The sequence below is a fragment of the Lactobacillus sp. 3B(2020) genome, from assembly GCF_013487845.1.
GTDB lineage: Bacteria > Bacillota > Bacilli > Lactobacillales > Lactobacillaceae > Limosilactobacillus > Limosilactobacillus alvi.
Window position 1 is genome coordinate 1,541,335 of sequence record NZ_CP047410.1, and the last position, 25,620, is coordinate 1,566,954.

Consider the following 25,620-nt stretch of genomic DNA (forward strand, 5'->3'; position numbering starts at 1 on the left):
TAAGTGATTGCGGACGGGGTTAGGGAACTTTAAATTCAACCTAGTTCATCGAAAGGCGGCTTGTTATCCTGCAAGTGGTATCGCAAAGTAACGTTTTTTTATCTAATTGCCTCACTAACTTGGGGTATTAATCCCGATGCTTTCCTGGTTATACAAGGTTGGTTGCTGGACTAACCGGCTAACCAGATTTGCAATACTATTTAAGGAAACATCGTGACCACCAAAGGGTTCGCCTTTATGGGTAATTTGATAGTCAACCGGCCCCCGGGTAAACCAACCGGGGCGAATTATTGTATAGTTAAGAGCGGAATTTTCAATTAAATCTGCTGCTTGTCGGTATGGCCGGAGGATGGCTGGGATTGGTGCTTGGGGATCCTTACCAGGAACTTCGTTGTAAATTCCCATTGAAGAAATAAAGGCAAGGCGTTTAACACCCGTTTTTTCCATGGCCGTAACTACTGCTTTAGCAGCGCCAACCATATCACCACTAACAGCCACAAAAACAAAGTCTTGATCTTTTATGACTTCCGCCAACTGGGCTACATCAAATAGATCCGCCGAAACTAAGATCTCGTTTACAGCTTCCGTTAAGCGATCAGCGTGCCGAGCAAGCGAAGTTAAGTGAATTTGGGGATTTTGTAACAGGCGTTCCCGGACAGTCCCACCAATCGTTCCGGTCGCACCGATAATTAAAACGTTCATGTTGATTCGCTCCTTTCAATTATTATGATAAATGCCTATAATAGATATATCCAATACTTAAATCCTATTTATAATTGATAATATCTATTAGAGGACAAAAAATGAACCAACAAGAAATTAACTGTACCCTCGAAGCCGCTAAAACCCTTAATTTTAATCGGGCGGCCGAAAACCTATACCTCTCGCAACCAACCCTTTCCCATCACATTAAAAATCTCGAAACCGAACTGGGCTTTCAAATTTTTAACCGCAATGGACGGAGTATTTCCTTAACCGACGCTGGCAAGCAATTTTGCCAAGGGTTACGGGAAATTGATGCCGATCTAAAACGCTTAATTGAACAATGTCAAAATTTTTCAAACTCCTATCAAGAAAGTATTCGGATCAGCCTCTTCACCCGCTCCGCAATCAAAAAGTTACCCCAAGCAATGCAGATCTTCAGTCACCAAGCTTCAGCTGTTTACGTTGAACCCGTCTTTGACCAAAGTGTGAACCGCTTGGATCATTTTTTAGCCGGGCAAAGTGACATTCTCCTGGTTCGGAATCAAGAAATCAAAAATATGCGCCAGTTGGTGGCTTATCCCCTCTACGAAACCGTGGTAAAACTGGTTGTAAAAAGGAATGATCCCCTAGCTAAACTTACAACGGTAACGCCGGCCGACCTAAGCGGGCGAACTCTTTTAGTTGGTGGTGGTAGCTCCCGGGAACTCCGAGCACTACAAGACGAAGTCACCCGCAACCAGGATATCAAAACGCTGATTAGCCACGATCACGCCACCACGCTAACCCGGATAGCCGCCGGTCAAGCAGTCTGCTTGAGCCCTGACCTTTACCAAGATGATGATCCTCACTTCGCCTGGCTTAACTTTCAACCGACTATTCGGATGCCCTACTACTTAGTAGTCAAGAAAGGGGCCTCCCAACGGGTAATTGACTTTATCCAGATTTTACGGCGGCTATATCAACCCGAAACTTAAAACGACCTGCTCAAGGAAAAACCTTGCGCAGATCGTTTGCTTAATTTTTTGAAAACGGGCAAGGAAACACGTTCTTTTAAGGACGTGATGAATTGCCCTAATTTTCTGTCCTTTAGGTCACATGGGTAGATAAATATGTGGTATAATTACTGATATGAAAGATATAAATAAACTTACGTATGGGAGAACTTCCGTATATAACTTAAATTACCACATTGTTTGGGGAACTAAATACCGTAACAAAGTCTTGCAGGGACATGTTGAACAAGTGTTTAAGGAGTTAGTTAATCAGATTGCTAAAGAGTATGGCTTTACAATTGCTCATCTTGAAATTGGCAAGGATGATCACGTTCACTTAATGGTTAGCGCACCACCTAAGCTATCTGTCACCAATATTGTTCGTTGGTTAAAAGGGATCACTGCATATCAATTATTTCGCAAATGTCCAGAATTGCAGACCAGCTATTGGAAACAAAAGGGGCGCCACCTTTGGTCACCTAGTTATTACGTAGAAAGCATTGGTGCCGTAAACGAGCAAGCTGTAGTTAAATATATTGACGACCAACGTAAAAAGGAGAGCTAAATGCTTAAACTGCCTAAAACAACTGAATATGTCCGTACTCGCCGGTACCACCTAGTTGTTACGGCAGAGTTAACTGAAAGACACATGTGTAACTTGGCTGTAGAAAACGAACTACACAACTATGCGCTTAAATTCCTAGAAAGAACCTACGGTTATAAGCATCTCGGTCGTACTTTTCCAACTACTCGTACTGGTAAGAACTATATTATTAAGGATGAAATATTACCGCGATTTTTAAAAGAATACTATAATTTAAAACGTTGGAATGCTAAGAAAATCGGATTACACTCACAAGCAGCTTATCAATTCTTAGTAACGATGTTGACTAATTTCGGCGAGTACCGAAAGGTGCTCAAGAAAGCATCCATGATGACCGAACAAGAAAAAGAAGATTACCGTAACAATAAGCACGGTAACAATCCTAAACACCGCTCTTGGTACCGTAAGGGATCACTAACATTCCTACGGAATGAAGCTAGTCATAAGACGGTTTCCTTGCCCGATAATGGTCAAATCGAGGTGCTGTCACCACACTGGATTAAGCTTCAAGATTATGGAGTGGTTCAAGTATTAGAAGATATCCGGAACCTAAAGAACCAGAAGATTGTCACATCTAAGATTAAGCGTAAAGGCGATGATACTTTTGAGCTTCAGCTAGTTCTAAAGTCCACAGTTGAACGGGTTAAACCAGCAAGAAAAGCTGGCGCTGATTGGAACATGAAAGACGAAAAAATCTTCCATACTTCCAATGACGAGCGAATTTACCTGCCCTTACGAGCGTCGGCATTAGCTGATAAGTATGAATCAATCATCAACGGGCTCAAGAGTCGTCGAGATATTTTAAGCGCTCACCTAAACAAGCGGTGCCGCCGCTTAGCTGATCTCAACCAACAAATTAGATACTATAATGTGCGAAGGACGAATCTGCTAACGGAAGCCTACCGTAAAATTGCTAAACAACTCTTTGATGATTACGACTTACTAGCCATCGAGCAACTCGACGCTAAAGAAATGCGTCGTGAGTCTAAGGCGTTAAGTAAAGCCGGTAATCGCGGTAAGAACCGCCATTTAGCAAAAGTTAAATCTTACGAATTAGCCCAATTATTGACGCAAGTCGCCAACCGCGAGGGTAAAACTCTGCTTAGGGTTGATTCCTACAAGACAAGTCAAGTTGAATACGGCACTGATTATGTCCAGAAACATGAGGTTGTGGAACGCTACTGGCGTTCTGAACTGACAGGTAAAGAAATCATTCGGGATCTCAACGCAAGTTGGAATATTCTTAGTTGGGCACTCGATCCAAAGAAACATTACAAGTATCGCGAACGGCAACAAGAAATTGAAGACGCAAAAAAGAAAGGAGTCGCTAAAACACGACTCCCTAAAGCAATTAAGCCAGAATATCTAGTTGAAATTAATTAATATCATCACGGGCGGGACAGAACCTTGCCGTCCTTAAAGGCTACAAGAGGAGACTTTGGCGTATCACCCTGAGCGTGCAAAACGGGTGCGAAAAGCCTTCGGAAACGGTTTTAACTGTTCGAGAATCAAGTGTAACTTGATTCTCCATTGCCTAAACGATTTCCAGATCAAGAGGCACACTGTTGCCTTTTGATCTGGAAGCTCGGTCATTTATGGCCGAGTAGTTCACGGTCATACCCTTTATCCGACAATCTGGTTAAAAGCTGCCTATATCATGCAAAAGATCACTAAAAAGCACATTTTTGCTGATGGAAATAAACGTACTGCTTTCTTGACAACGTTGCTTTTTCTGAAAAAGAATGGTTATAACACAAAATTTACGACTGATGAAGGTGAAGCATTAGTAATGCAAATCACCTTGGCTGATGATACCGAGGATGAAATGCTAAAAGTTGCTAACATCATTAAACAACATAGTACAAATAATAGTAATTAACGTCATGTAATCCAAACATGGCGTTTTATTTTGTCCTCATTCCTTGCATCTGTACCTTTTCTTTTAGAGTGATGTATACAGTAAACAAACGGTTCTTTGTTAATCGGTAATGATTGATAAAGAACCAAAAAAGTGTACTAATTCCATCATCCAGAAAGGAAAAAGGACACTTCCAATTACTTATAAATGCCGTCACACCAGCATTCACCGGCTATTTTTCTGCGCGTTCCAGGACAGCAATACTCTTGTCGGTATCGAAGAATTAATGACAAGTACTGCTTCTCCCAGAAAGTCTTTTGTGGCAAGTGTGGCGATATTCTGCAGAGAAATATATGGTATCGTCCAGAAAAAGTAGCGGTCTGGCGCTGTGCCAGTCGAACTAGACGTAGCAAAACTAGTTGGCGCTGTATACTTTGGAATATCAAGGAACCATTCCTCAAAGAAGCCACCGTGGATGCTTTTGATCAACTAATTGAAAATCATAAGCTGGCTAGTCAGCAAATTAAGGATAACATCATGAAGGTCATCAAGAACTCTAAGGAGCCAACCATTGCTCAACTAGATAAGCAACTTGAAGAAGTGCAGATGAAATAAATTCAGACAGCCAACCAGCTCCAAGATTGCGATGGTCTCACCCAGCAGATTATGGATTTAAGAAAGCAAAAGGAAAAGGTGCAAAGTCAAGATGCTAAAAATTAGGTTAAGCTCCACAGTATTGATGAGATCAGTGAAAATATCAGTCGTTTAGGGTTACCAGTTCCAGACAAATTGAAGAGTGTTCTGCAACAATTACACGATAAGGATGGTGATAAGTAACTTTCGCCTGTGGACTACGGTCTGTAGGCTTTTTGGTTGTTTCTATGCTAAAATATTAGCAGGCCGGAAGTGATGACTAGCTACCATTATGGAAGGCTTAGTGATAAGGACATGGTCTCATCACCCCTCAAACATTTCTAGACACGCGAGGTGATGACTATGTTAAATTGGAAAGAATCGAGGACTCGGCATCACTGCCGCCATAGTTATCGTGGCAATCGGCCAGTTGATCATCGACTGTGCTAAAGCCTACGCGATAATAAAAAAAGCTAACCATAACGGCTAGCTCAACCTCGATCATTCCAGATCACGCTTGAGGGTAACGAGGCGCCACTCGTTGCTCTCTTTTCATTTACAATCATATCTGATCTATTCGAATTTTTCAACTTTTTAGCTGGCAGTTTTCTGTCAGCTTTTTTCTTTTGCTATGGTTTACTTTTTGGCTTCCACTGGCTTATCAGTGGAGGTAATTAAGATGATCAAACAAATTAAAGAAGTAACTCATCAACCACTGACACCGATTAACACAACAATTACGCAAAAGCGATTACTCGATGACCTGCATTATCGACAAGCCAAGCAGATCATCCAACATCTACTGGACAAAGGCCTGATTTCTACTACACAATTTCAGAAAATCGACGAATTGAACAGGCATTCCTTTCCACCGCTATTTAGTCCTGAAAGTGTTGATACATCAACGTTCCAGAGCTAACATACCACACTGATGAAAGGAGGTTTGCCATGTCGACCATTACTAAAATTAAAGGTTACCACAATGATGTCAAGCAACTGCGCGTGTCGGCTTACTGGAATTTGAGCCCAAGTTAGTCAGCTTATACATTGAGAAAATCCAGATCAACGACAAGACTTACAAGTTCACTTTCATGGACAGTGAAGAAATCACCATCGACTGCTAAACCTGAAGATACAGAAAAGCAGCTCCTAGTCTCAGTAGTTTTGAGGTTGGGAGCTTTACTTTACTCTCAAAATCAATTATTTTCTCACACTCCACCCGTACCATCCCATGTCTACCAAGGCTTTCAGCTATTTTTCTAGGACTTTCCCTCACTCTCCTATGTGTCTGTGGAACACACGCAATCAGTCTGTGGGAATATGAACTGCTAAAATTAGCCTTTTTTGGCTAAAATCGACCCAAACTTTGTGAAAAATGGGGTTCCGATACCATTTTCAAAAAACTAACTCAATCCCAGTAATACCAACACTTTACACGCCTTTTAGTATCCCAGTATATCTTCACTGGGTTTGTCTAGTGGGAACATCGCCTACTCAAGTACCACAAACACTGATATGTCAGCATTCTTTTAAAAAAGGTATCAAAAAAAGTGTACCCTTTGCGAAAAATGTCTTCACAAGTAAGGTACACTCAAATCTTTAGCTAAGCCCGCCATGACGCGGCTTAGTTGGTTTTCTCTAGGACAGTAACACTCTCGGCGGTTCGGTTCTAACCAATCACTCGTCACTCACATTCCTCGTTCTTGGGAACCTATCGCGTGGAGTATCACTAGTATTCTCTTCGTCGCTTTCAGCTCCTTGATAATACTGTGATACTCTCAACGTACCGTGAGTGCTCTGGGCAAATCGAACATGCTAAGTTTCTTAATGGCAAGGGATGCAGGCTTTTATAAATCATCATTTATATTTGATAGTGGAGTTGGCTAATTTCCAATCACCTTCGCTATAGACCACAATTGAATACAAACTTTTTATAGCCAACGGATGGTCCATTTTCATTTCTTTGAATAAAATCACCCTTTATTTTTTCAAAATCAATACCATAGTTTTTTATTATGCTTTGGTTTTGTAAAATTGGGACTATCATTATAACTTCAACTTCGAGCTTTCTAACTTCTTTATAACTTTGAACGTCAATAGATGTTACCGGTTCAGATACTTCCAACTTTACTGACTTTTCAACATTATCATTGACCCTATAGGACAGGCTCAATTTTGTCCCCTTTAACAAGTTTGTCTTTAAAAGTAATTTTGAGTTTTTATACACTACTTCTAAATTAACTAACTTTGCCTTTGGATTATTAGGTAAATGCTTATAATTGATACGGTAATAGTTTGCTTTAAAGTATTCGTAAGTAATGTAAGAGTCGCATTTTGTCTCATCTAAAGTAAGATCTTTATATTGACTCCCACTCCAATCGTACTTATTCACGCTCTCCTTGTACCAGTGTTGGATTAAAATATTATTACCACTATCATTATCCGGTCTTCTAAACCAAATCCAGATAGAATCCGCTTTACTATCTTTTGAAATCCTGTATCCCAACTGCTCCATTTCTCCAACTGTCATAAATTCTTTTGATTCAACAGTCACGGAGTACTGGCAATAAGCCTTTTGAATATACCTTGGATTAATTTGACTGATATCACTTTCAGATAAGCAATCATATTTTATTGTTCTGTCAGCTTCTCCTAATAGTTTTTCTCTAGTATAACCTCGCCGTACTAATCCCTTTCTGATTTCTTCTTGATACTCAAAAGGAATAACTATTTCCTCAAATGATAAATCATTTTCAAAAGGGGAGATTTCAGTAATATATTCTTTTTCTATCAAGTTACCTGGAATTGCAAAAGTTCCCTCTTGCCTTAACATTCTCAAGTTATCAGGATCTTTTATCGTGTTAGGTTTTACAAAGATACCACGACTTAAAATCATTTTTGCCTCTGCAACACTTATAGATTCTTTCTCTTCTTCATTAAATGTTTTTACCAACTGCTTTAAATTACGGTCTTTTTGAGAGGCTATAAACGCCGATAACCTTACCTCTTTACTATTGGCATCAAAAGCCTGCCGAATAAATAAATATACACTGGCATCCTCCCTCAAACTGGACTGAGTAGCAAAAAATAATGCAACTAAGGGATCAGTAGTAAAATCCAGGAATCGAGTAGGATTACCATCATGTTGCATTCTGGCTAAATTCTGTACAACACTCTTATGAAAATTCTCGTATTTTTGGTAATACTGATATTCATTGGTAAATACTTTATTATCTCTGGCAACTGATGGAATCATATTTGGAAATTTTGATAACTGTCCTCTAAAGAAAAGCTGTCCTTCTTCTTTATAAGACTTATACTTATCAAGATAATTTAAATACTCGTCAATAGAGTTAACTTGATTTTCTTTCAGAATTCTAGCCTCCTACCTATTGTTCACTTTGCAGTCTCGCCACAATCGTGTTAATAATCTCTTCAACCTTTGGAAGATCTACTACAAACCATTCTCTTGGAGTAATCATTCTCCCATTTGGTGCTTTAATATCTACGTCAAGACGATAATTTGCTAAGGTATGGTGAATAGCAGTTTCTAAGGCTTCAGGATCTAGATTGATCACTTGGAATTGCTCAATTAGCTTTACTGGGGCGTACAGATAAGTTGGTTCATTCTCAGCATTAGCAATTCGCTTCTTCACGCTACTAGCTGTAAAGCCAATCTTGTAAAGTGATTTAATTTCTGAGATTTGTGGATCCTTACTTAATGATTTCAGTACGTAAATATAGCCGGTTTCGTAATCATCAGCTGTTAACTTGATGTCATCATTTTCAGGTTCACTAACAATCTTACCGCCACGGCCATAAAGTGATGAGCCTAGCCCCCTGAATAAAACATTGTTTTCAGTTCCATTTTCATAAATAACATGAACTCGCTTATCTTTATACGAACCGTTCTTATTATCCTTTTGGATATCTTCACCAAATGCTTCAATATAAATAAGTTGCCCCCGTAGGACATAAAAATGGTGAAGCAAAATCTCATAGTTCCTAAAAGGTAGCAATTGACGTCGACCACTAGCAATATCCTTTTGGACTGCTCGGAACATTTGCTTATACTCATCAAAGTTGTCCATCTTTTGACGTTGAGCAACTGCGTCTGGATTATTATCCTGCTTACGAGTAACCTTCTCAGTATCAAAAAACTTTGGCTCGTCAGATCCTATATTATCCAGATCATCAAATAAAATTGAATCATCATTCAGGACATCATCTAGAGTGTTAAAGGACTTAGTATTGGTGTCTTTTTTAACTTCTTCAGCTAATTGTTTGTAGACACTTTTATCCTCTGCCACTAATAGTCCCAGCTCATCATAGTCATGCAGCTTATCATATTTCTTTTGCATCCCCTTCAATCGGTGAAACATTCGTCGTTCAGTAAGATCTGACCGCGTATTTTCAGGCTTTCGGCCATGTTCACGAACCCAGTCCTGTACTTCTTCAAAAGAATGGACATCCGGATCCATCGCCTTGAGCTTGGGCTTCTTTTCTAATGGCTTGAGGATTTCATCTAATTCTGGATCACTAAAAATATCATCTAAGGTTCGATATTGCCTACTTGCCATTTTCTGCCGCCTTTCTCCGTGCTCTTAGATCACGTAACTTAGCTAAAGCATATGCATATTTGACTTCCAAGTCATCATTAGATTCTTTACTTGGATATTGACCGTTATGATCCAATATGAACTGCTTAATTTGTGGGTAAAGAATTGCCAATTCCTCATTGTTCTTAGGAACCTATCGCGTGGAGCGTTTCTAAGCTTTCACGCTCCTGTTAGTCGCGCTCAAGCAAAGTAAAACTCTCGGCGGTTCGGTTCTAACCAATCACTCGTCACTCACATTCCTCGTTCTTGGGAACCTATCGCGTGGAGCGTTTCTAAGCTTTCACGCTCCTGTTAGTCGCGCTCAAGCAAAGTAAAACTCTCGGCGGTTCGGTTCTAACCAATCACTCGTCACTCACATTCCTCGTTCTTGGGAACCTATCGCGTGGAGCGTTTCTAAGCTTTTACGCTCCTGTTAGTCGCGCTCAAGCAAAGTAAAACTCTCGACGGTTCGGTTCTAGCCAATCACTCGTCGCTTTGCTCCTCATTCTTGGGAACCTATCGCGTGGAGCGTTTCTAAGCTTTCACGCTCCTGCTAGTCGCGCTCAAGCAAAGTAAAACTCTCGGCGGTTCGGTTCTAACCAATCACTCGTCACTCACATTCCTCGTTCTTGGGAACCTATCGCGTGGAGCGTTTCTAAGCTTTCACGCTCCTGCTAGTCGCGCTCAAGCAAAGTAACGCTCTCAACGTGTCCCGGCAACCTTGCCGTCAAGCCTAAGACATGCCTAAAGGTTACCAAATCAACGTTCTTACAATCTCTCAACTTTCCACCGCTAATATCCACAATTGGCCCATCATGAACACACTTGTGTCTGATGGGCCAATTTGGTTTATGGCGGTTTGAGGAAAATGGTCAAAAATTCCTAATAATACTTTTCAAGACATATTAATTAATCTAATTTGACTAATCCTTCTGCTATAAGCACGTATTTCTTTAATTCTGGTAAGGTAACTTGTATGCCAATATTTTCTTTAGATTTAAAATTAACTATCTCACCCTTACTTTCTTTACCCAGTTCTTTTGCAACTCGGAATTCCCTTTGAGATTTATAATTATTTGATTTACAAAAATACATAGGTTTTTTTCTATTTTCAAGTTTGATTACTTCTTCAGGATTCTTAGAATCATAATATTCTACAAAATCAAAATCTAAATTACTACTTTTATGCAAACAATCCCAAAACTCATTTTTAAAAACAACTATTTTACATTTATGTCCAGTAAGCTTTTCCTTCGCCTTAACAAACTGATCTATATCATCCATTGCAGATTGTCGCAGTTCAAAATAAGTACGATCATTTTCATAACGGTATTCCTTAAAGTCATCTAAACTCAGATAAGTAAAACTACAAATACCGATGTTCTTATCTGTGTTCATCTTAAATCTGTGGGTCACATTCTCTTTCTGCATATCCATCGGTATTTCAATAATCATACTATCATTTTTCCTACAGTTAATTAATTTGATAATAGTTTTAGATGCTTTGAATCTAGAAAACAACTGTCCCTCATTCATATCACCAATAACTTTATCGCCTTTGTCATTCTCAACATCTCTATAAGTACCTAGTGAACCAAAGAATAACTTACCAGATAATGCGTCCTGTAGGTACTCTTCCTCAACGACTTTAATTACAAGACCAATTTTCCTAGAATCTACAATTTTTAATTCTGATTTATCAACTTTCATTAATAACCTCAAAAATAAACTTCCTTATCAATCATTTGATGCCATCAATTCTGCTTGTTCAACTACGGTATTAATAGCTTGAGGAGCAATATCAGGCGGATAACCATATTTCCGTAATAGATGTTTAACGGCAACTCTCATCTTTGCCTGAATATTACGACGCTTTTCCCAGTCCACACCAGATTCTTCTTTAACCAATTTCACTAATTCTTGCGCAATTAAGTGAAGCTTTTCTTCCCCTAATACTTGAACCGCTTTTTCATGATCAGCCAAAGCATCATAGAAAGCAACTTCCTCAGGGGTTAAACCGAGGTCTTTCCCCTTCTCTTGCTCTTTATTAATGTTTTTGGCCATTTCGATTAATTTACGGATAACAAGTTCACTAGTAATTCCACGTTTGTTATATTCATCAATTGACTTCTTAAGCATCTCTTCAAATTTCTGTGATGTCACTTTATTAGTTCTAGTCATTGCTTTAATTTTACCTTTAAGCAACTTTTCTAATAAAACAATCGCCACATCCTTTTCTTGCATATTATTCACATGTTGCAAGAATTCATCCGAAATCAAATCAACGCTTTGTCTTTCAATACCTAACTGATTATAAATATCAACGTTTGGCTCTGAAATGATAGATTGATCTAGCAACTGTTGCATTCGGTAATCTACATCAGCATGTCCACTATCTCCGGCTTGTTGATCATCTGGTTGCTTTAGCTTTTGAATAAACACTTTAACCGTCTTAAAAAATGCTATTTCTTTACCGTAAGCTTGAGCTTCTGGTTGTGTTGAAGTTAAAGCATATGCCTTTTGCAATTCTGTAACGACATCTAGAAACTTCTTTTGAGTTTCATCATTCTCATGCAGAATTTCATTAGCTACTCGACGAGTTACCTTCAATCGTACTATCCCATCTTCGGAGTCAAAGTCTGAGTAATCAACACCATACAAGAAGTCATTTGTAATGATATCGTACTTCTCTTTTAAAAGAGCCAGTGCCTTTTTCATGTTAACCCCAACTTGGCCTTGATCCTCGGTAGAATAAATATTTAAAGCATCCTTTAGATTTTCAGCAATTCCAATGTAGTCAACAATAAGTGCACTATCCTTATCTTTGAAAACACGATTAACCCGTGCGATTGCTTGAATTAAATTGTGTCCCTTCATCGGTTTATCAATATACATTGTGTTCATCGATGGCACATCAAATCCGGTTAGCCACATATCAACTACAATCACAATCTGTAACTCGTCATTATTATCCTTCATACGTTTTTGAAGAATCCGGCGTTCAGACTTACTAGTTTGGAATTTTGCCATTTCTGGACCATCGGCAGCCGAAGAAGTCATAACAACTTTGATTTTCCCTTTGTCTAGGTCATCGCTATCCCACTCAGGGCGAAGTTTTACAATCTCGTTATAAAGACGTACAGCATTTCGACGTGACATTTCAACAATCATCGCCTTACCAAAAGCTTCTTTTTGACGAGTCTCAAAGTGTTCGACAAAATGCTTAGCAATACTTTCCAGACGTGGTTGAGCTCCCGCTAAAGCTTCAAGACGCGAAAACTCTCGATTACGCCGAGCGTTCTCTTCTAAATTTGGATCATCATTTAAGTTAGCTTCTTTAAGCAGTTGTTGGTACTTTTCCTGGGCATCCTTTTTTAACTTCAGTGGGAAGACATGACTCTCATAGTAAATTTTAACAGTTGCTTTATCATTAACTGCTTGAGTAATATCATAAACATCAATATACTTACCAAAGACTGCAACAGTAGACTTATCAGCTGTAGAAATTGGTGTTCCTGTAAATCCAATAAATGATGCATTTGGTAAAGCATCACGTAAGTACTTGGCAAAACCATAGCGAAGACCATTATCAGTAATTTTAGCCCGCATCCCATATTGAGTTCGGTGGGCTTCATCAGCAATTACAATTACATCACTCCGATTAGTTAATACTGGCATTTCAGTTTCACCACGTTCGAAGTCAGGTGAGAACTTCTGAATGGTAGAAAAGACGATTCCTCCAGATTGCTTATCCATAAACTTGCGTAATTCTTCGCTCGATTCAGCGTGTTCCGGTGTTTGCCGAAGAAATTCATGGGCAGTAGCAAAAGTGTCAAATAATTGGTCATCTAAATCATTCCGGTCATTGATCACCAGCAATGTTGGGTTATTGAGTTTTCTAGCCACAATACTGGAAAAGAACACCATTGATAAGCTTTTACCCGAACCAGTTGTATGCCAAACTACCCCAATTCGCTTATCTTCAGGATTATTAAGAGCTCGTTTAGACGCTTGAACAGCTTTGTTGACCATGTAGTACTGATGATAAGCACCTAAAATCTTAATCGTACTATCTCCATCAGTTTCAAAGATAATAAAGTTCTCAATTAGATTAAGTAAGTCTTTCGGGCTCAACATATACTTAATCATAACTTCTAACTCTAGGTCATCACCTGTTGAAATGTTTTTAGGTGCACGCCACCGCATAAAGCGGTCAAATCCAGCAGTTAATGATCCGGCTCGTGAGTTAAGTCCATCCGAAGCAACTAAAATTTCATTATATTTAAGATAATCTGGGATTTCTGCTTTGTAAGTCTGCAATTGTCGATAAGCATTAGTAATGCTTACATTTGGGTTACTTGCATCCTTGAACTCAAAATTGACCACTGGTAACCCGTTAACGAAGATTGTCGTATCAGGACGTCGTTCATGGCTTCCTTTAAAAGTGAACTGATTGGTCGCAATAAAACTATTCCGTTCAATCTGATTAAAATCAATAGGATATAGTACTTCAGTCCGGTTTTCACCATTAACTGTCGTTTTGACACGAATCCCTTCGATTAATAATTTGTGGAAGTAATGATTGTTAACCATTAAATCTGGATTATCTGCTAAACGAGTTAATTGTCGTAAAGCTTCGCGATAAATTTCGTCCGGGTATCCTGGATTCAGTCGACGTATAGTTTGTTCAACAACGGTAGTTAAAATTGCTACTGTATGGTTATTATCACGCATCGCATCGATTTCTGGATGTGGTGCGGTTGGACTTGGGCTCTTATAAACCTTGTAACCAACTTGCTCTAAAGTATCTAATGCAAGGTTTTCAACGTCTGCTTCTAATAAAAATCCTTTTGTGATAACGAATCACGCTCCTTTCTTTACTTGGTACGGTAAATGATAATTTAGTGGCTTAGAAGTATTTTTGCAGTAACGTTTGTTTAAGATCCACTAGCCGTTGATTCTCTTTAATAAGTTCTATACGTTGGTTGTAAAAAGGGTTCATTTTAGCATCTAACATATCTAGTTCATTCTTGTTAGGTATAAGGACTTGCGAAGATTTTAAATCACTTCTCTTAATATGTCCCATAGTTGTTGCTTTACCAGATGCGATCGCCTGAAACTTACACAAATGGTGTTTAGTCCATTCATAAATAAACCAATCAGGATAATGTTTTGAAGTGACTTTGAATAGGTGCTGATTCAAACCGGCGGTTCTGCCTGACCAGTTTTTTACGAGAAGTGTTCCAGACCACGAAAATATAATATCGCCTGTATGAACGATTACACTTTCATCAATATGTGCTGAACATCTATCTGAGGAGTCGTCAGTATGGCCTTGATTTAGTTCTTTGATCTTAAGCACTGGTAAACTTTGCTTATGATTTTCAGGCCTATATTTTTGCATTGCAAGCCCGTTCTTATAAGTGGCAATATCTGTTAGACTTGCTTCCTCAAAACTAGCTCTTTCCATATGATCATTAAAAATAGTGGTTAATAATGCGTCTAAATTATCATTTATCCTGTTATTCAAAACTTTTTTGTCGTCTAAACAACCTATAATATGGGCTATTTTTCTCTGGTCACTCAAACTTGGCAAATCAAATTCATAATTCAAAATAGCTTCTTTTTGGGCCCGCTGTCTTCCTGATGTACCAGTCATAGACTTAATAGCAACATTCCTAAAATCGTTTGAAATACTTAAATAATATAAATAAAGTGGATCAATTAACTCTTTCTTTGCCCTAAGTACAAAGTACTCCGTAGATCCAAATGCAACTTCTTCCGAATCTAATATATTTACATATGCCGTTTTTCCATTTTCCAGACAAGGAGTGATTCGGGCTAACAATGTATCTTCATTCCTAAATTTTGTTCCACCGTTATAAGCACCCATTTCATATCCAGCAATTTCTCTGGAAAATGGTTTCAAATTATCCATAGCAATTTTTTTAGCTACTTTTCCTTTAGGTAACTGTTCTCGTGGATTAAGTTGAATAACTTCACCTAGTCTTACTTTCACATTAAATCACCCTATATACTTTCGATGTGCTATCTTCACGTTTTGCTGCTTAACCATTGCGTAATGCAAGGTTGTGTCAATCCGCTTATGTCCTAATAGTTGCTGCAATTGCTCAATTGGCATTCCCTTATCAATTGCCGTTGTTGCAAGCGTCCTCCTAAATTTGTGTGGATAGACTCTCACTATCCCTACTTTCTGGCCTAATGTTTTAAGCCGCGATTCCACTCCGCCAATCGTCAACCTGGTCCGGTTTTTGTTTAGCGAAACAAATAAAGCTGGTTCACTGTCGTCTCTACTATTCAGATATTTTTGCAAGTGCAATTTTGAACGGGCATCAAAGTAGGCAATCCGTTCTTTATTTCCCTTACCAAACACCACACATTCGCGCTCTTGAAAATCAATATCTTCACGATTTAGCAGTACCAATTCTCCAACCCGGATTCCGGTTGAAGCCAAGAAGTCAATCATTGCTAAATCTCGCATTTGGGTACAACTATCACGTAATTTTTCTAATTCTTCATCAGAATAAGTTTCTTTTACCGTGGTCGATACCTTTACCTTATGAATCCGCCGTACTGGACTTTTGACAATGTAGTCCTCATCTTCAAGCCAGCTAAAGAAACTAGACATAATGCGCCTGATGTTATCAATCGTCACTTTGCTGGACGCGTGAACTGCTTGATAGTTGGTTAAGTAATCTCTTAGTTCATCAGTTACGATCTCTTTGGCATTCTTACCAATTGCAGCCAATACTTTGGTTAAGGTCGCTTTATAGTACTTTAGTGACTTTTCAGAACATCCCTCGGTCCGTTTAGCTGCAAAATACCGCTCCAGTAGTACCTCATTGTCGTCCATCTCGTTTCTAATTGTAGTATCGGTAAGGCTACTTAACACCGTTTTCAGCCTCATTAGCTGCTGATTGTTTAAATATGGCAGCATTTCCCTGACCACTCGATCTACCTCTATTTTCTGCATGGTTTAAATCTCCGTTTTTAAGACTATTACACCACACAGTGTTGGTTCATGGCTAAATGATAATTTGCTTGAGTTGGCGAAAACTATATTTAAGGAAATGTTCCCTAATGTAAATGAGGGCACTGATGAAATTGGTTCCTATATTAAAAATTACGACAGAAATAGGAAGCCACTTTCCAAAAAGCAACGAAGCCAGATTCCCGGGAAATATAGGTATATAGGTGCGACATCTGTTAACGATTATATAAATAAGTATAATTTCGACGGGATATATCTATTACTTGGAGAGGATGGAACTGTCCAAGACCAGAACGGATTCCCTATTTTGCAATATATACATGGTAGATTCTGGCCAAATAACCATGCCCATGTTTTACAGGGAAAGAATGTTTCAACTGAATGGCTTTATTTGTTCTTCCTACAAAGAAATATTAAAGGAATAGTTACTGGAGCGGTTCAAAAGAAAATATCACAAAGAAATCTAAATTCTTTAACCATTAAAGCACCAGATGATTGTGAATTGACTAGATTTGATAGCCGGATGAAACCAATATTTTCAAAGATAAGAAGCCTAGAAGACGAAAATATTATCTTATCTAAGCTGAAACAGGAGTTATTAGAGCACTACTTTTAAGCCACTAAATTATCATTTATTTGCTCATTTATTTGAATTTTTTTATCAATGGCTAAAAGCTTTCGAGAAATTTTATTTTGTTCATCTAAACTTGGTACAGGAACTATAAGCTTTTTTAAATCGGTTTTATTAAACTTTGGCTGTGCACTTCCGGAAACAATAGTCTTAAGTAAAGCCTGACCTTTCTTACTAGTAAAAAAATAATAGTAATAATCATCAATATATTTTGTCTTTAATAAAATTGCATTAGGGCCGAGAGACATGGGGGTTCCAAGCGTTGGTGTACGGAAAACAGTGCCTAAATGTGCGCCTACATTTGAAATTATAATCTCATTACCATAAAGTTTAGTTTTACTGAGAAAGTTATAACCATGTCTATCTATATATTCAAAGGGCCCTTTAAATTTATTCCTGTAGTCAGCTAACCTAATTAAAATTGCATAACCATCTTGAGCGTTTTTATGTGATACGTTTTCTTTTAATGCTTTAAAACTACCATTAGCTACATAATCTGTTACGGTTGTACAGATATTACATAAACTATCAAATCTCATATCCAAGTTCCTTCAATACATCTTTTATTTCAGCTTGGAGTTTATTACTCTCCTCAAACTGTTTTTTCAATTCTCCAGTCAGACGAGCCATCTTGACTTCATATGGTTCCCCATCATCTTGTTGCTTTGCCAAGCCAACGTACCTACTAGGGGTTAATACGTAATCATTTTTTGCAATTTCATCTAGTTTAGCTACCTTACAAAATCCGGGAACATTCTTGTACTCTTGATCATTGGTACCACGATATGCATGGTATGTGTCAGCTACCTTTTTAATATCTTCCTTAGAGAATGCCCGGTGAGTGCGATCAATCATTTCACCAAGATTACGTGCATCGATAAATAAAGTTTCACCTTTTCGATTTCTTTCATCCTCAGATTTCTTATTCATATCAATAAACCAAAGTGAAACCGGGATGCCAGTGGAATAGAACATTTTATCCGGTAAGGCAACGATCGCATCAATCTTGTCATCTTCGAGAATGGCTTTCCGGATAGCATACTCTTCCTTCGTAGATGTCGACAAAGCGCCGTTAGCTAATACGAATCCAGCTTTCCCGTCAGGCGCTAATTTACTAATAATATGTTCAATCCAAGCATAGTTGGCATTACCAACAGGTGGAACACCATATTGCCAGCGAGCATCTTCTCTTAATTTGTCACCATTCCAATTTTTTACGTTAAATGGTGGATTAGCTAAGATAAAATCAAATCTTTCACCTTTGTGTAGATCATTAGTAAAAGTGTCACCTTGATGTGGTCCAAGATTATTATCAATCCCTCGAATTGCCAAGTTCATCTTAGCTAATTTCCAAGTAGTCGGATTAGACTCTTCACCATAAACAGATAAGTCGCCAATCTTTCCTTGGTGTTCTTGAACGAATTTATCCGATTGAACAAACATCCCTCCAGAACCACAACAAGGGTCATAGATTCTCCCTTTGTAGGGTTCAATCATCTCAACGAGCGTCCGCACAATTGATTGTGGGGTATAGAATTCACCACCTTTTTTACCTTCGCTAGAAGCAAATTGATTAAGGAAGTATTCATATACTCTTCCCAACACATCCGAATGTTTTTCATGCTTGTTAACCAAGGTAATATCTGAAATTAAGTCGACCACTTCACCTAACCGTGTTTTATCTAAATCTGGTGAAGAGTAATTTTTACTTAAAACGCCACGTAATGAATCATTATTTTTCTCAATTGCATCCATAGCGCCATCAATAATTTCACCAATTTGTGGGGTCTTTGCTGACTTTTGAATTAATGACCAGCGAGCTTCTTGTGGAACCCAGAAAATATTTTCTGATAAGTACATATCAGGATCTTCCGCATCTTCTGGATAATCTGATTTCATCAACTCTTCATATTTGGTTTCAAACGAATCTGAAACATATTTTAAGAAAATCAACCCTAAAACAACATTTCGATATTCAGATGAGTCCATGCTACCACGCAATGCATCAGCCGTTTGCCAAAGCTTATCTTCAATACTTAATTCTTTTGACTTTGTTGCCATATCTATTGTTCACCTATCTCCACTTAATTATTTTGGTACATTCAATAAGAAACCATATCTTCCTTTATCCTTATTTTTCGTAAACTTAATGAAATTAATATTGTCTTGCTTGAAATTATCAATCGATGGCATTGCATCGGAATTTTCAATAAGAATCACTTGTCCTTCATTTTGAGAATTGTTCAAGTACTGGATTAACCCGTTTTTTAATCCGTCTGGGGTATTATTCTCTTCACCTTGATCTAGGCCTAAAAATGGTGTGTCTATAATAACTGTTCCAGTTTTATATACTGATTTCAGTGCCATATACCTTCTGAAAGACAAATTAACTACAGTATTCAAAAATGATCTGTATCCTTTCCCATTCACTTCTGATTTTTCGTTACCATTTATTTCAATTTCAAAAGTATCAAGATTGAAAATTACAGAATTCAAGTTCCCATAATTACATCTTGTTAATATATCGCGTGCGTAGCTACTAATATCATTCGCAAAGTTATCTGGAAAATGTTCTTTAGGATGATATTGATGAATTTTTTTGCTATCTTTCTCAATTTCAATGATTCTATTAGTCCAGTCACTGCTCATTTGACGATAAACATCTAGTTGACTTTTTAAGCTGATATACCCCTGATAATCCTTTTTTAAATTGGTTAAATTCTCTAACTTAGGTTTTAGCTCTCGCCTCAAAATATCATTTAAACTGTCTCTTTTTTCTTTTAGATATTCTAATTGTCTCAACAACTTTTTTCTTTTATCCGTAACATTGTCAGTAGATTTTTTAAGCCCATCCAGTTGTTCTAATATTCTCCCCAGCTCCGCATTAGCCGCATCTATGTGCGAATGACCTTCTATAGAGGTGATTTCATGGTGGCAAAAAGGACATTCTTTGTTTTCAGGAATACTATTAACAGCCTTTTCACCATCTACAATGAAACTAAGTCGCTTTATGTCTGCTATATATTGAGTTTTTAAATCATCATATCTAGAAATATAGACAGTAGCATCTATTACTTTTTGATTAATTTCTGTAATATTACTCTGGACTTCCTTAATTTCACTTATTTGATTAGATACTGCTTTCTCTACCTCTTTAATTTCTTCCAATAAATTATTAAATTTATCTTCGATACTATTTATAGGAGAGGAAATCAGGGCTTCTGATAATTCTTTTGTCTTTTCCCCGATTTCTTGTAATTGTAATTTTAACTGCGATTTAACAGCGTCTTTCTTAGCCTTACTAATTTTAGGATCCTTGATTCCCTCGGGTATATCAATTTCTTTTCCCGTTATCATAAACAGTAGCGAAGATAGAAAAGCTGTTCTTTGAATTACTTGCCCGGGTAGCATAATTGGATTACTCTGAGTGATACTCTCCTCGTCAAGATACCAAAGACTAGATACACCATTCCAAGTAAGACTTTGTGTAGCGTATTTTGTATTTTTCGGAACTTGATGTCGTTCATTAATTCCAATTAACTTTAGGATAATATCATTTAGGTTTTCCTTCTTGCTACTGATACCTATAAAGCCATTTTTTATTCCTGGTATATTACTCTTAATATTTACGTTTTTGTCGTCGATACCACGCGTAAATAATGCATATCCATCATCATTAACAAATTCAACTGAAACCTCTTTATACCCATATTTTTCAGCAAAAGGAAAATATTTCTCTCCATCAGTTTTCCAATGTTTGTTTAAAACATACAATATACAGCGAACTATACCTGTTTTCCCAGTATTTGAAGGTCCAGATATTATATTCAATCCATTTTTTAGTGATACTGTAGAAGTTTCAACATTTGGTCCAGAAGCTGTGATTGACTTTATAAATAAGCCGTTAAACAATACTACCACCCCATAATTTGTTATCTATCATTTCCATAAACTCTTTGTTGCTCACGGCTACTATATTTTCCGCCTTTTTAGCATTTTCAGAATATTCCAAAGCATACATACTCTTAGAAATTTCTGAATATACCCTTGTTCCATTAGTAGATAATTTATAACTAAATCCATCTTGATTCTCAACGATTTCAATTAAACCCTTAAGGACAGCTTGTCGGATTGCATCGTTCATCAATTCTCGCCTTAATGAAAATTCCTGAAGACCAAATTCATTATCACCGTGAAGATTATTTTCTGATATTCCAAAATATCTTCCATAAGTGCTAACAAAGTCAATCATAGAAATATGATCAACATTTAATGGACTTTTTATTGTCAAAATAATTAAAGCCCTCAGAAGTAATTCCATTGGGCCGTTAAACAACTTACCATTCATCGATATCTACCCACGTCTGTATCTTCCCATCATTAACCAGAACATGACACAGCCCTTTCTTCTCAGCATTACCAATTAAATTACTAATTTTCATCAAGTCAGAAGCACCTAATGTCGTACTTGTAATCTTTTTCAAAACTTCCATAAGTCTTTTGAAGCCATTATCGTAGTCATCATAATAGGTCTCCTTTATGCCTTCATAAGCTTCTTTCTTTAAAACTTCATATTGTTTATCCGTATCAGCATAAACATCACGTATGCCACGTATCCTACTTTGAACACTATTGAAGTAATTGCGTTCATCTTCAAAATCCATTTTTACACGTTCACTTGAGCAAGATTTAATATTTTGAACAGTAATAGTTTGCCCCAATTTATCACTATAGGCTTCACATAAGGCAGTCAAGTACGGTAACTCTTCTTCACCTACATTCTCAGGTACAACCAAATTTTCCGAAAGTGGTATTTCAATATTATCGATATGCAACTTGTGGTCAGAAGGATCATAGGATAGCGTACTTTGCGGAATATTTTTTATAGACTTTAAACTCTTAGCTGGTTTCCCAGTATTATCCACTGTTAACACATACAGAAAACACTCAGCTAAAAATTCTGATAGCTCTGAACTTCTTGACTCATCAAGAAGTTTTTTTGTATCCTCAGGAATTTCAGCATCATGCTTGATTGTTCCGATTAGAGCATTAGATAGTTCATCCAGCTTATTACCCATTAATAGCGGAATCACCAAGTCTTCAAAATATGAATTAATTTTAGATTGAACTCTAGGATCACCCGAATGACTAATAATGCTTTTATGCGGATTTACTTTTCTGTTCATTAATTCACTAGCCCTACCAGACGAGACTTTAATTGATTCTCCTTTATACGGTCCTTTTTCGTTCTTTAAATCTAACGGTACAACTATTGAATCATATAAGGCTCCGATTAATTCGAGGGCATTTTTATGTATCATGTATCTTTTTAAAATCAATGCATATTCAGCAAAATCGAATCTTACCAATGCCCCAAAACCTCCGACTTTTTTTTGGAGTTTTAACGTAACTTTCTGGAGTATTTAAATTTCACTTTCACATATCATAAAGTCATAGGAAATAAAGAACTTCAGATATTACACTGTATCCTTAATTTTATCATTTTTGTGTTGTTTCACAAAATCAATTCTGAAACTTTTGTTCCCTAATTGATGGTCGCTGTCAAAGCTAGACAGCTCATCCAGGTCATCACCAATTTAATAACTTTTGCAACTTAACTACCACTGGAAGGTATGCCAGCTGCAGCCCGTAACGAAGTATTTCGTTAAGGATTGTTTAGCATACTTTTCCAGTATTTTTTTGCCTTTAAATCCTTCGTTTCGGGTCAGTCAGATCCAATCGGAGGTTTTTTATGTTAAATAATTCATTCAACAACTCAGATGTTGAAATTGTTTCTAAGCACGAAGACGGTTCAGTAGTTGTTTGCCTCGAAAATATGGGCAAGCGAATCGTAACCCTGACAGCAGACCAAGCTGTGGTTGTCCTCGATCTTAAACATGATCAATATAACGTCGACCACAAAAATACTCGGCACAAAGTATCCCTGGATGCTTATGACCCTGACAACAAGCTGATTTCTGCTGGTGGAGACCCACTTCAACAACTGACGGCTGAAGTGCAGACTCCAGAAACTATCTACTTAGATAAGTTTGACGAACAAGAACGTTTATCAAAGCAGGAGGCAGATCACCAAAAGTTAATGGCCATCTATCCAAAATTAACTAAGCCTCAACAACTTGTTTACGATGCCCTCACTAATAATGAAGAACGGCTTAAAGATAAGGAACTAGCGGCTCGGTTAAATGTGTCAGTTCAAAACTTTAGCAACCATAAACAAGCTCTCTTCAAAAAGATCAAAAAATTTTGGTCAAACTCGTTTAATTTTTAGACGCGAATGGCCTATCAGTGGAAGGTACGAAACCTTACCACTGATTTTATTTTGAAAGGAATGATTTAAATGGAACATCAAGTTTCCATCTCCGTTTCCAAACGCCCGCAAGCTGGGACCGTCAGCTTAAAACGCGTGACTATTCGGGAACGCCTGCTGCGTTGGCTGTTAGGCACACCAGCTCATTTGTTGGTTATCGCTCCTGATGACAGCGTAAAGCAACTACAAATTCAACCTTTAAAGGAGGAAATTAACCATGAGTCTAACTAAACTACTAGTCAACCTCAAAGATGACTTAGAAAACTTGAACAACACGATTGAAGAGCTAGTTATCGCCTTAGAACAAGGACAATCTGCTCAAAATGAAGAACCTGACTTCGAACTACCAGCAAAACCAAAGATCAAGCTTGAAGATGTTCGTAAAGAATTAGCCAAAAAGGCCAGTGAAGGTCACTCAGATGAAATCCGCAAATTACTCAAGACTTATGGTGCTGAAAAGCTGTCTGATGTTGACCCTAAAAATTATGAAGACCTCTTTTTAGAAGCACAGGGGGTCGGTCAATAATGGCATCCCCTCAAGTTCATGCGACTCTTTCAGCTTCTAGTGCCCACCGGTGGTTGAGTGCTCCACCACTACCGCAGTTAGAAAAGTTCTTTCCCATAGACGCTAGCCCAATGGCAGCCGAAGGAACCGCAGCCCATGCCTTAGGTGAGTACAAACTCCGTAAGGCCCTGGGACAAAAGGTTAAACGACCGGCGTCTGATTTTGATAATGACGACATGGAAGCTTACACTGACGATTACTGCTCTTATGTAATGGAAGAATTCCAAAAGGCCAAGCTTAACCATCCCGGAACAACTGTCTTGATTGAACAGCGGTTAGACTTTTCAAAATATGTTCCTGATGGTTTTGGGACCGGTGACTGTATCATCATTGCCGATGGACTAATGCACATCATCGACTTTAAGTATGGTAAAGGTGTCCGAGTAGCATCGGAAAACAATCCGCAAATGAAGCTTTACGCGTTGGGAGCATTAAACAACTATTCCATGCTTTACAACCGCCCCGACACAATTAAGATGACCATCTTTCAGCCTCGGATTGGTAACGTATCGACCTGGTCACTTGAAACGGATACCTTACTTCACTGGGCCAAGACCGAACTTAAAGAAAAAGCAGAACTGGCCATTAATGGTCAAGGTGTCATCAAGTATGGTCCTTGGCTGCAGTTCTCAAATTGCAATGCGGTCTTACGGGTTCGCTATGATCAATACAAAAAGCTTCAAGACCTGCAACTCAAATCTCCCCATTTGATGAGCAACGACGAAATTGAAGAAGTTCTCGCTAACGTTGATGAACTAATCAAATGGGCCAACCAAGTTAAAGCCTATGCCCAAGATCTAACCATCAATCATGGTAAACAATGGGCTGGTTTTAAAGTCGTCGAAGGTCGTTCGATTAGAAAGTACAAAGATGAGGCTAAGGTGGCTCAAGTCGCAGAAGCTAATGGATTCACTGATATTTACCAGCAGTCCCTACTCCCTATTACTAAACTTGAAAAGGTTATGGGAAAGAAGAAATTTGATGAACTACTGGGACCCTACATTTACAAACCGGCTGGCAAACTAACCCTTGTCCCTAATTCCGACAAGCGACCAGCGGTTGACACAACTAATGCACAAGATGAATTTACGGAGGTATAGCATTATGGTAAATACTAATTTTAACGGAACTAAAGTTGTTACTGGTTTAAACACCCGGCTTTCTTATGTCCACCTACTGGAACCGGCTGCTCCGCTTGGTGGCGGAAAGGAAAAATACTCAGCAAGTATTATTATCCCCAAGTCCGACACCAAGACTCTCGCTCAAATTGAAGCAGCCATCCAAAACGCTGTAAAGAACAACTTAGAAAAGTTTGGTGGCAAGATGCCAAACATGAAAGCTATCAAAACGCCTTTACGCGATGGTGATGTTGAACGTGATGATGCTGCCTACCAAGACAGCTACTTCTTAAATGCTAACTCCATTTCCAAGCCCCAAATTGTCGACCGCCACCTGCAACCAATTCTTGATCCTGAAGAAATTTACAGTGGCATGTACGCTCGAGTATCTTTGAACTTCTACGCCTTCAACGTCAACGGCAACCGGGGCGTAGCTTGCGGATTGGGTAATGTCCAAAAGGTCCGCGATGGTGAACGCTTTGGTGGTAAGTCTTCAGCCAGTGACGACTTTACCTCTTTAGACGACGATAATGATTTCTTAGCCTAAGACTTTAAATGGGTGGGGTTCTTTAACCC

26 protein-coding genes and 1 pseudogene are annotated in these 25,620 nt (G+C 38.2%); 14 read left to right on the plus strand and 13 right to left on the minus strand.

All coding sequences use genetic code 11. The annotated features are described in order from the left end of the window. Positions 1-114 precede the first annotated feature (114 nt). Positions 115-702, minus strand: coding sequence for an NAD(P)H-binding protein (locus GTO83_RS07755; protein ID WP_180870199.1), 588 nt, complete (start codon positions 700-702; stop codon positions 115-117). Positions 703-803: 101 nt separating this feature from the next. Between GTO83_RS07755 and GTO83_RS07760 the strand changes: the two genes are divergently transcribed. The 8 genes and pseudogenes from GTO83_RS07760 to GTO83_RS07790 all read left to right on the plus strand — a co-directional run bounded on the left by GTO83_RS07760 (position 804) and on the right by GTO83_RS07790 (position 5,711). Next, entirely contained in the window at positions 804-1,679 is an 876-nt protein-coding gene (locus GTO83_RS07760; protein WP_180870200.1) for a LysR family transcriptional regulator, read from the plus strand. 154 nt (positions 1,680-1,833) lie between these two features. Further along, positions 1,834-2,262, plus strand: coding sequence for an IS200/IS605 family transposase (gene tnpA, locus GTO83_RS07765; protein WP_180870202.1), 429 nt, complete (start codon positions 1,834-1,836; stop codon positions 2,260-2,262). Beyond that, positions 2,263-3,684 carry a transposase gene (locus GTO83_RS07770; RefSeq protein WP_180872183.1) on the plus strand — a complete coding sequence of 474 codons (1,422 nt, stop codon included), beginning with the start codon at positions 2,263-2,265 and terminating at the stop codon, positions 3,682-3,684. It abuts the gene before it with no gap. A gap of 208 nt (positions 3,685-3,892) precedes the next feature. Then, on the plus strand, positions 3,893-4,180 hold the full coding sequence (locus GTO83_RS07775) for a type II toxin-antitoxin system death-on-curing family toxin (protein WP_370524351.1): 288 nt from the start codon (positions 3,893-3,895) through the stop codon (positions 4,178-4,180). A 186-nt stretch (positions 4,181-4,366) separates the two neighbouring features. Next, a pseudogene (locus GTO83_RS10980) lies at positions 4,367-4,627 on the plus strand (recombinase zinc beta ribbon domain-containing protein); the annotation flags it as partial. 3 nt (positions 4,628-4,630) lie between these two features. Beyond that, a complete protein-coding gene (locus GTO83_RS10985) occupies positions 4,631-4,774 on the plus strand; it encodes a hypothetical protein (RefSeq protein ID WP_255463206.1) in 144 nt (47 codons plus the stop codon). 129 nt (positions 4,775-4,903) lie between these two features. Next, on the plus strand, positions 4,904-4,996 hold the full coding sequence (locus GTO83_RS07785) for a phage holin family protein (protein ID WP_255463199.1): 93 nt from the start codon (positions 4,904-4,906) through the stop codon (positions 4,994-4,996). A gap of 475 nt (positions 4,997-5,471) precedes the next feature. Then, positions 5,472-5,711 (plus strand): SHOCT domain-containing protein, encoded by a 240-nt coding sequence (locus GTO83_RS07790; RefSeq protein WP_180870206.1) that lies wholly within the window; start codon positions 5,472-5,474, stop codon positions 5,709-5,711. A gap of 984 nt (positions 5,712-6,695) precedes the next feature. Here the strand turns inward: GTO83_RS07790 and GTO83_RS07795 are convergent. The 7 genes from GTO83_RS07795 to xerA all read right to left on the minus strand — a co-directional run bounded on the left by GTO83_RS07795 (position 6,696) and on the right by xerA (position 16,384). Then, positions 6,696-8,168, minus strand: coding sequence for an FRG domain-containing protein (locus tag GTO83_RS07795; protein ID WP_370524352.1), 1,473 nt, complete (start codon positions 8,166-8,168; stop codon positions 6,696-6,698). A gap of 13 nt (positions 8,169-8,181) precedes the next feature. After that, entirely contained in the window at positions 8,182-9,372 is a 1,191-nt protein-coding gene (locus tag GTO83_RS07800) for a GIY-YIG nuclease family protein (RefSeq protein WP_180870210.1), read from the minus strand. Then, entirely contained in the window at positions 9,362-9,523 is a 162-nt protein-coding gene (locus GTO83_RS07805) for a hypothetical protein (RefSeq protein WP_180870211.1), read from the minus strand. The genes GTO83_RS07800 and GTO83_RS07805 overlap by 11 nt, the downstream gene beginning before the upstream one ends. 776 nt (positions 9,524-10,299) lie before the next feature. Continuing rightward, positions 10,300-11,100, minus strand: coding sequence for a hypothetical protein (locus GTO83_RS10990; RefSeq protein ID WP_255463113.1), 801 nt, complete (start codon positions 11,098-11,100; stop codon positions 10,300-10,302). Positions 11,101-11,127: 27 nt separating this feature from the next. Further along, on the minus strand, positions 11,128-14,247 hold the full coding sequence (locus GTO83_RS07815) for a type I restriction endonuclease subunit R (RefSeq protein WP_180872166.1): 3,120 nt from the start codon (positions 14,245-14,247) through the stop codon (positions 11,128-11,130). Between the two features lie 52 nt (positions 14,248-14,299). After that, positions 14,300-15,409, minus strand: a complete 1,110-nt coding sequence (locus tag GTO83_RS07820) for a restriction endonuclease subunit S (protein WP_180870213.1) — start codon at positions 15,407-15,409, stop codon at positions 14,300-14,302. Between the two features lie 6 nt (positions 15,410-15,415). Further along, positions 15,416-16,384: a site-specific tyrosine recombinase/integron integrase gene (gene xerA, locus GTO83_RS07825; protein ID WP_180870215.1), complete on the minus strand. Its 969-nt coding sequence runs from the start codon at positions 16,382-16,384 to the stop codon at positions 15,416-15,418. Between the two features lie 73 nt (positions 16,385-16,457). Here xerA and GTO83_RS07830 point away from each other — a divergent pair, with 73 nt between their 5' ends. Beyond that, positions 16,458-17,018, plus strand: a complete 561-nt coding sequence (locus GTO83_RS07830) for a restriction endonuclease subunit S (protein WP_180870217.1) — start codon at positions 16,458-16,460, stop codon at positions 17,016-17,018. Here the strand turns inward: GTO83_RS07830 and GTO83_RS07835 are convergent. The 5 genes from GTO83_RS07835 to GTO83_RS07855 are packed head-to-tail and all read right to left on the minus strand — an operon-like array spanning position 17,015 to position 22,402. Next, positions 17,015-17,572 (minus strand): restriction endonuclease subunit S, encoded by a 558-nt coding sequence (locus GTO83_RS07835; protein ID WP_180870219.1) that lies wholly within the window; start codon positions 17,570-17,572, stop codon positions 17,015-17,017. The two genes, GTO83_RS07830 and GTO83_RS07835, sit on opposite strands and share 4 nt — an antisense overlap. Then, entirely contained in the window at positions 17,562-19,094 is a 1,533-nt protein-coding gene (locus tag GTO83_RS07840) for a class I SAM-dependent DNA methyltransferase (RefSeq protein ID WP_180870220.1), read from the minus strand. Before GTO83_RS07840 ends, GTO83_RS07835 begins: the two co-directional genes overlap by 11 nt. Before the next feature lie 27 nt (positions 19,095-19,121). Then, positions 19,122-20,945, minus strand: coding sequence for an AAA family ATPase (locus tag GTO83_RS07845; RefSeq protein WP_180870222.1), 1,824 nt, complete (start codon positions 20,943-20,945; stop codon positions 19,122-19,124). Next, on the minus strand, positions 20,938-21,381 hold the full coding sequence (locus GTO83_RS07850; protein WP_180870224.1) for an ABC-three component system middle component 2: 444 nt from the start codon (positions 21,379-21,381) through the stop codon (positions 20,938-20,940). The genes GTO83_RS07845 and GTO83_RS07850 overlap by 8 nt, the downstream gene beginning before the upstream one ends. Beyond that, complete coding sequence (locus tag GTO83_RS07855) at positions 21,371-22,402, minus strand: ABC-three component system protein (protein ID WP_180870226.1); 1,032 nt, start codon at positions 22,400-22,402, stop codon at positions 21,371-21,373. Before GTO83_RS07855 ends, GTO83_RS07850 begins: the two co-directional genes overlap by 11 nt. Before the next feature lie 383 nt (positions 22,403-22,785). Between GTO83_RS07855 and GTO83_RS07860 the strand changes: the two genes are divergently transcribed. From GTO83_RS07860 to GTO83_RS07880, 5 genes are all read left to right on the plus strand, one after another. Continuing rightward, positions 22,786-23,322 (plus strand): hypothetical protein, encoded by a 537-nt coding sequence (locus GTO83_RS07860; protein ID WP_180870227.1) that lies wholly within the window; start codon positions 22,786-22,788, stop codon positions 23,320-23,322. Positions 23,323-23,391: 69 nt separating this feature from the next. Continuing rightward, entirely contained in the window at positions 23,392-23,592 is a 201-nt protein-coding gene (locus tag GTO83_RS07865) for a hypothetical protein (protein WP_180870229.1), read from the plus strand. Then, positions 23,579-23,887 (plus strand): hypothetical protein, encoded by a 309-nt coding sequence (locus GTO83_RS07870; protein WP_180870230.1) that lies wholly within the window; start codon positions 23,579-23,581, stop codon positions 23,885-23,887. The genes GTO83_RS07865 and GTO83_RS07870 overlap by 14 nt, the downstream gene beginning before the upstream one ends. Continuing rightward, complete coding sequence (locus GTO83_RS07875; protein WP_180870232.1) at positions 23,887-25,026, plus strand: DUF2800 domain-containing protein; 1,140 nt, start codon at positions 23,887-23,889, stop codon at positions 25,024-25,026. The genes GTO83_RS07870 and GTO83_RS07875 overlap by 1 nt, the downstream gene beginning before the upstream one ends. Beyond that, entirely contained in the window at positions 25,007-25,591 is a 585-nt protein-coding gene (locus tag GTO83_RS07880; RefSeq protein ID WP_219634244.1) for a DUF2815 family protein, read from the plus strand. The genes GTO83_RS07875 and GTO83_RS07880 overlap by 20 nt, the downstream gene beginning before the upstream one ends. The last annotated feature ends 29 nt before the right edge of the window (positions 25,592-25,620 follow it).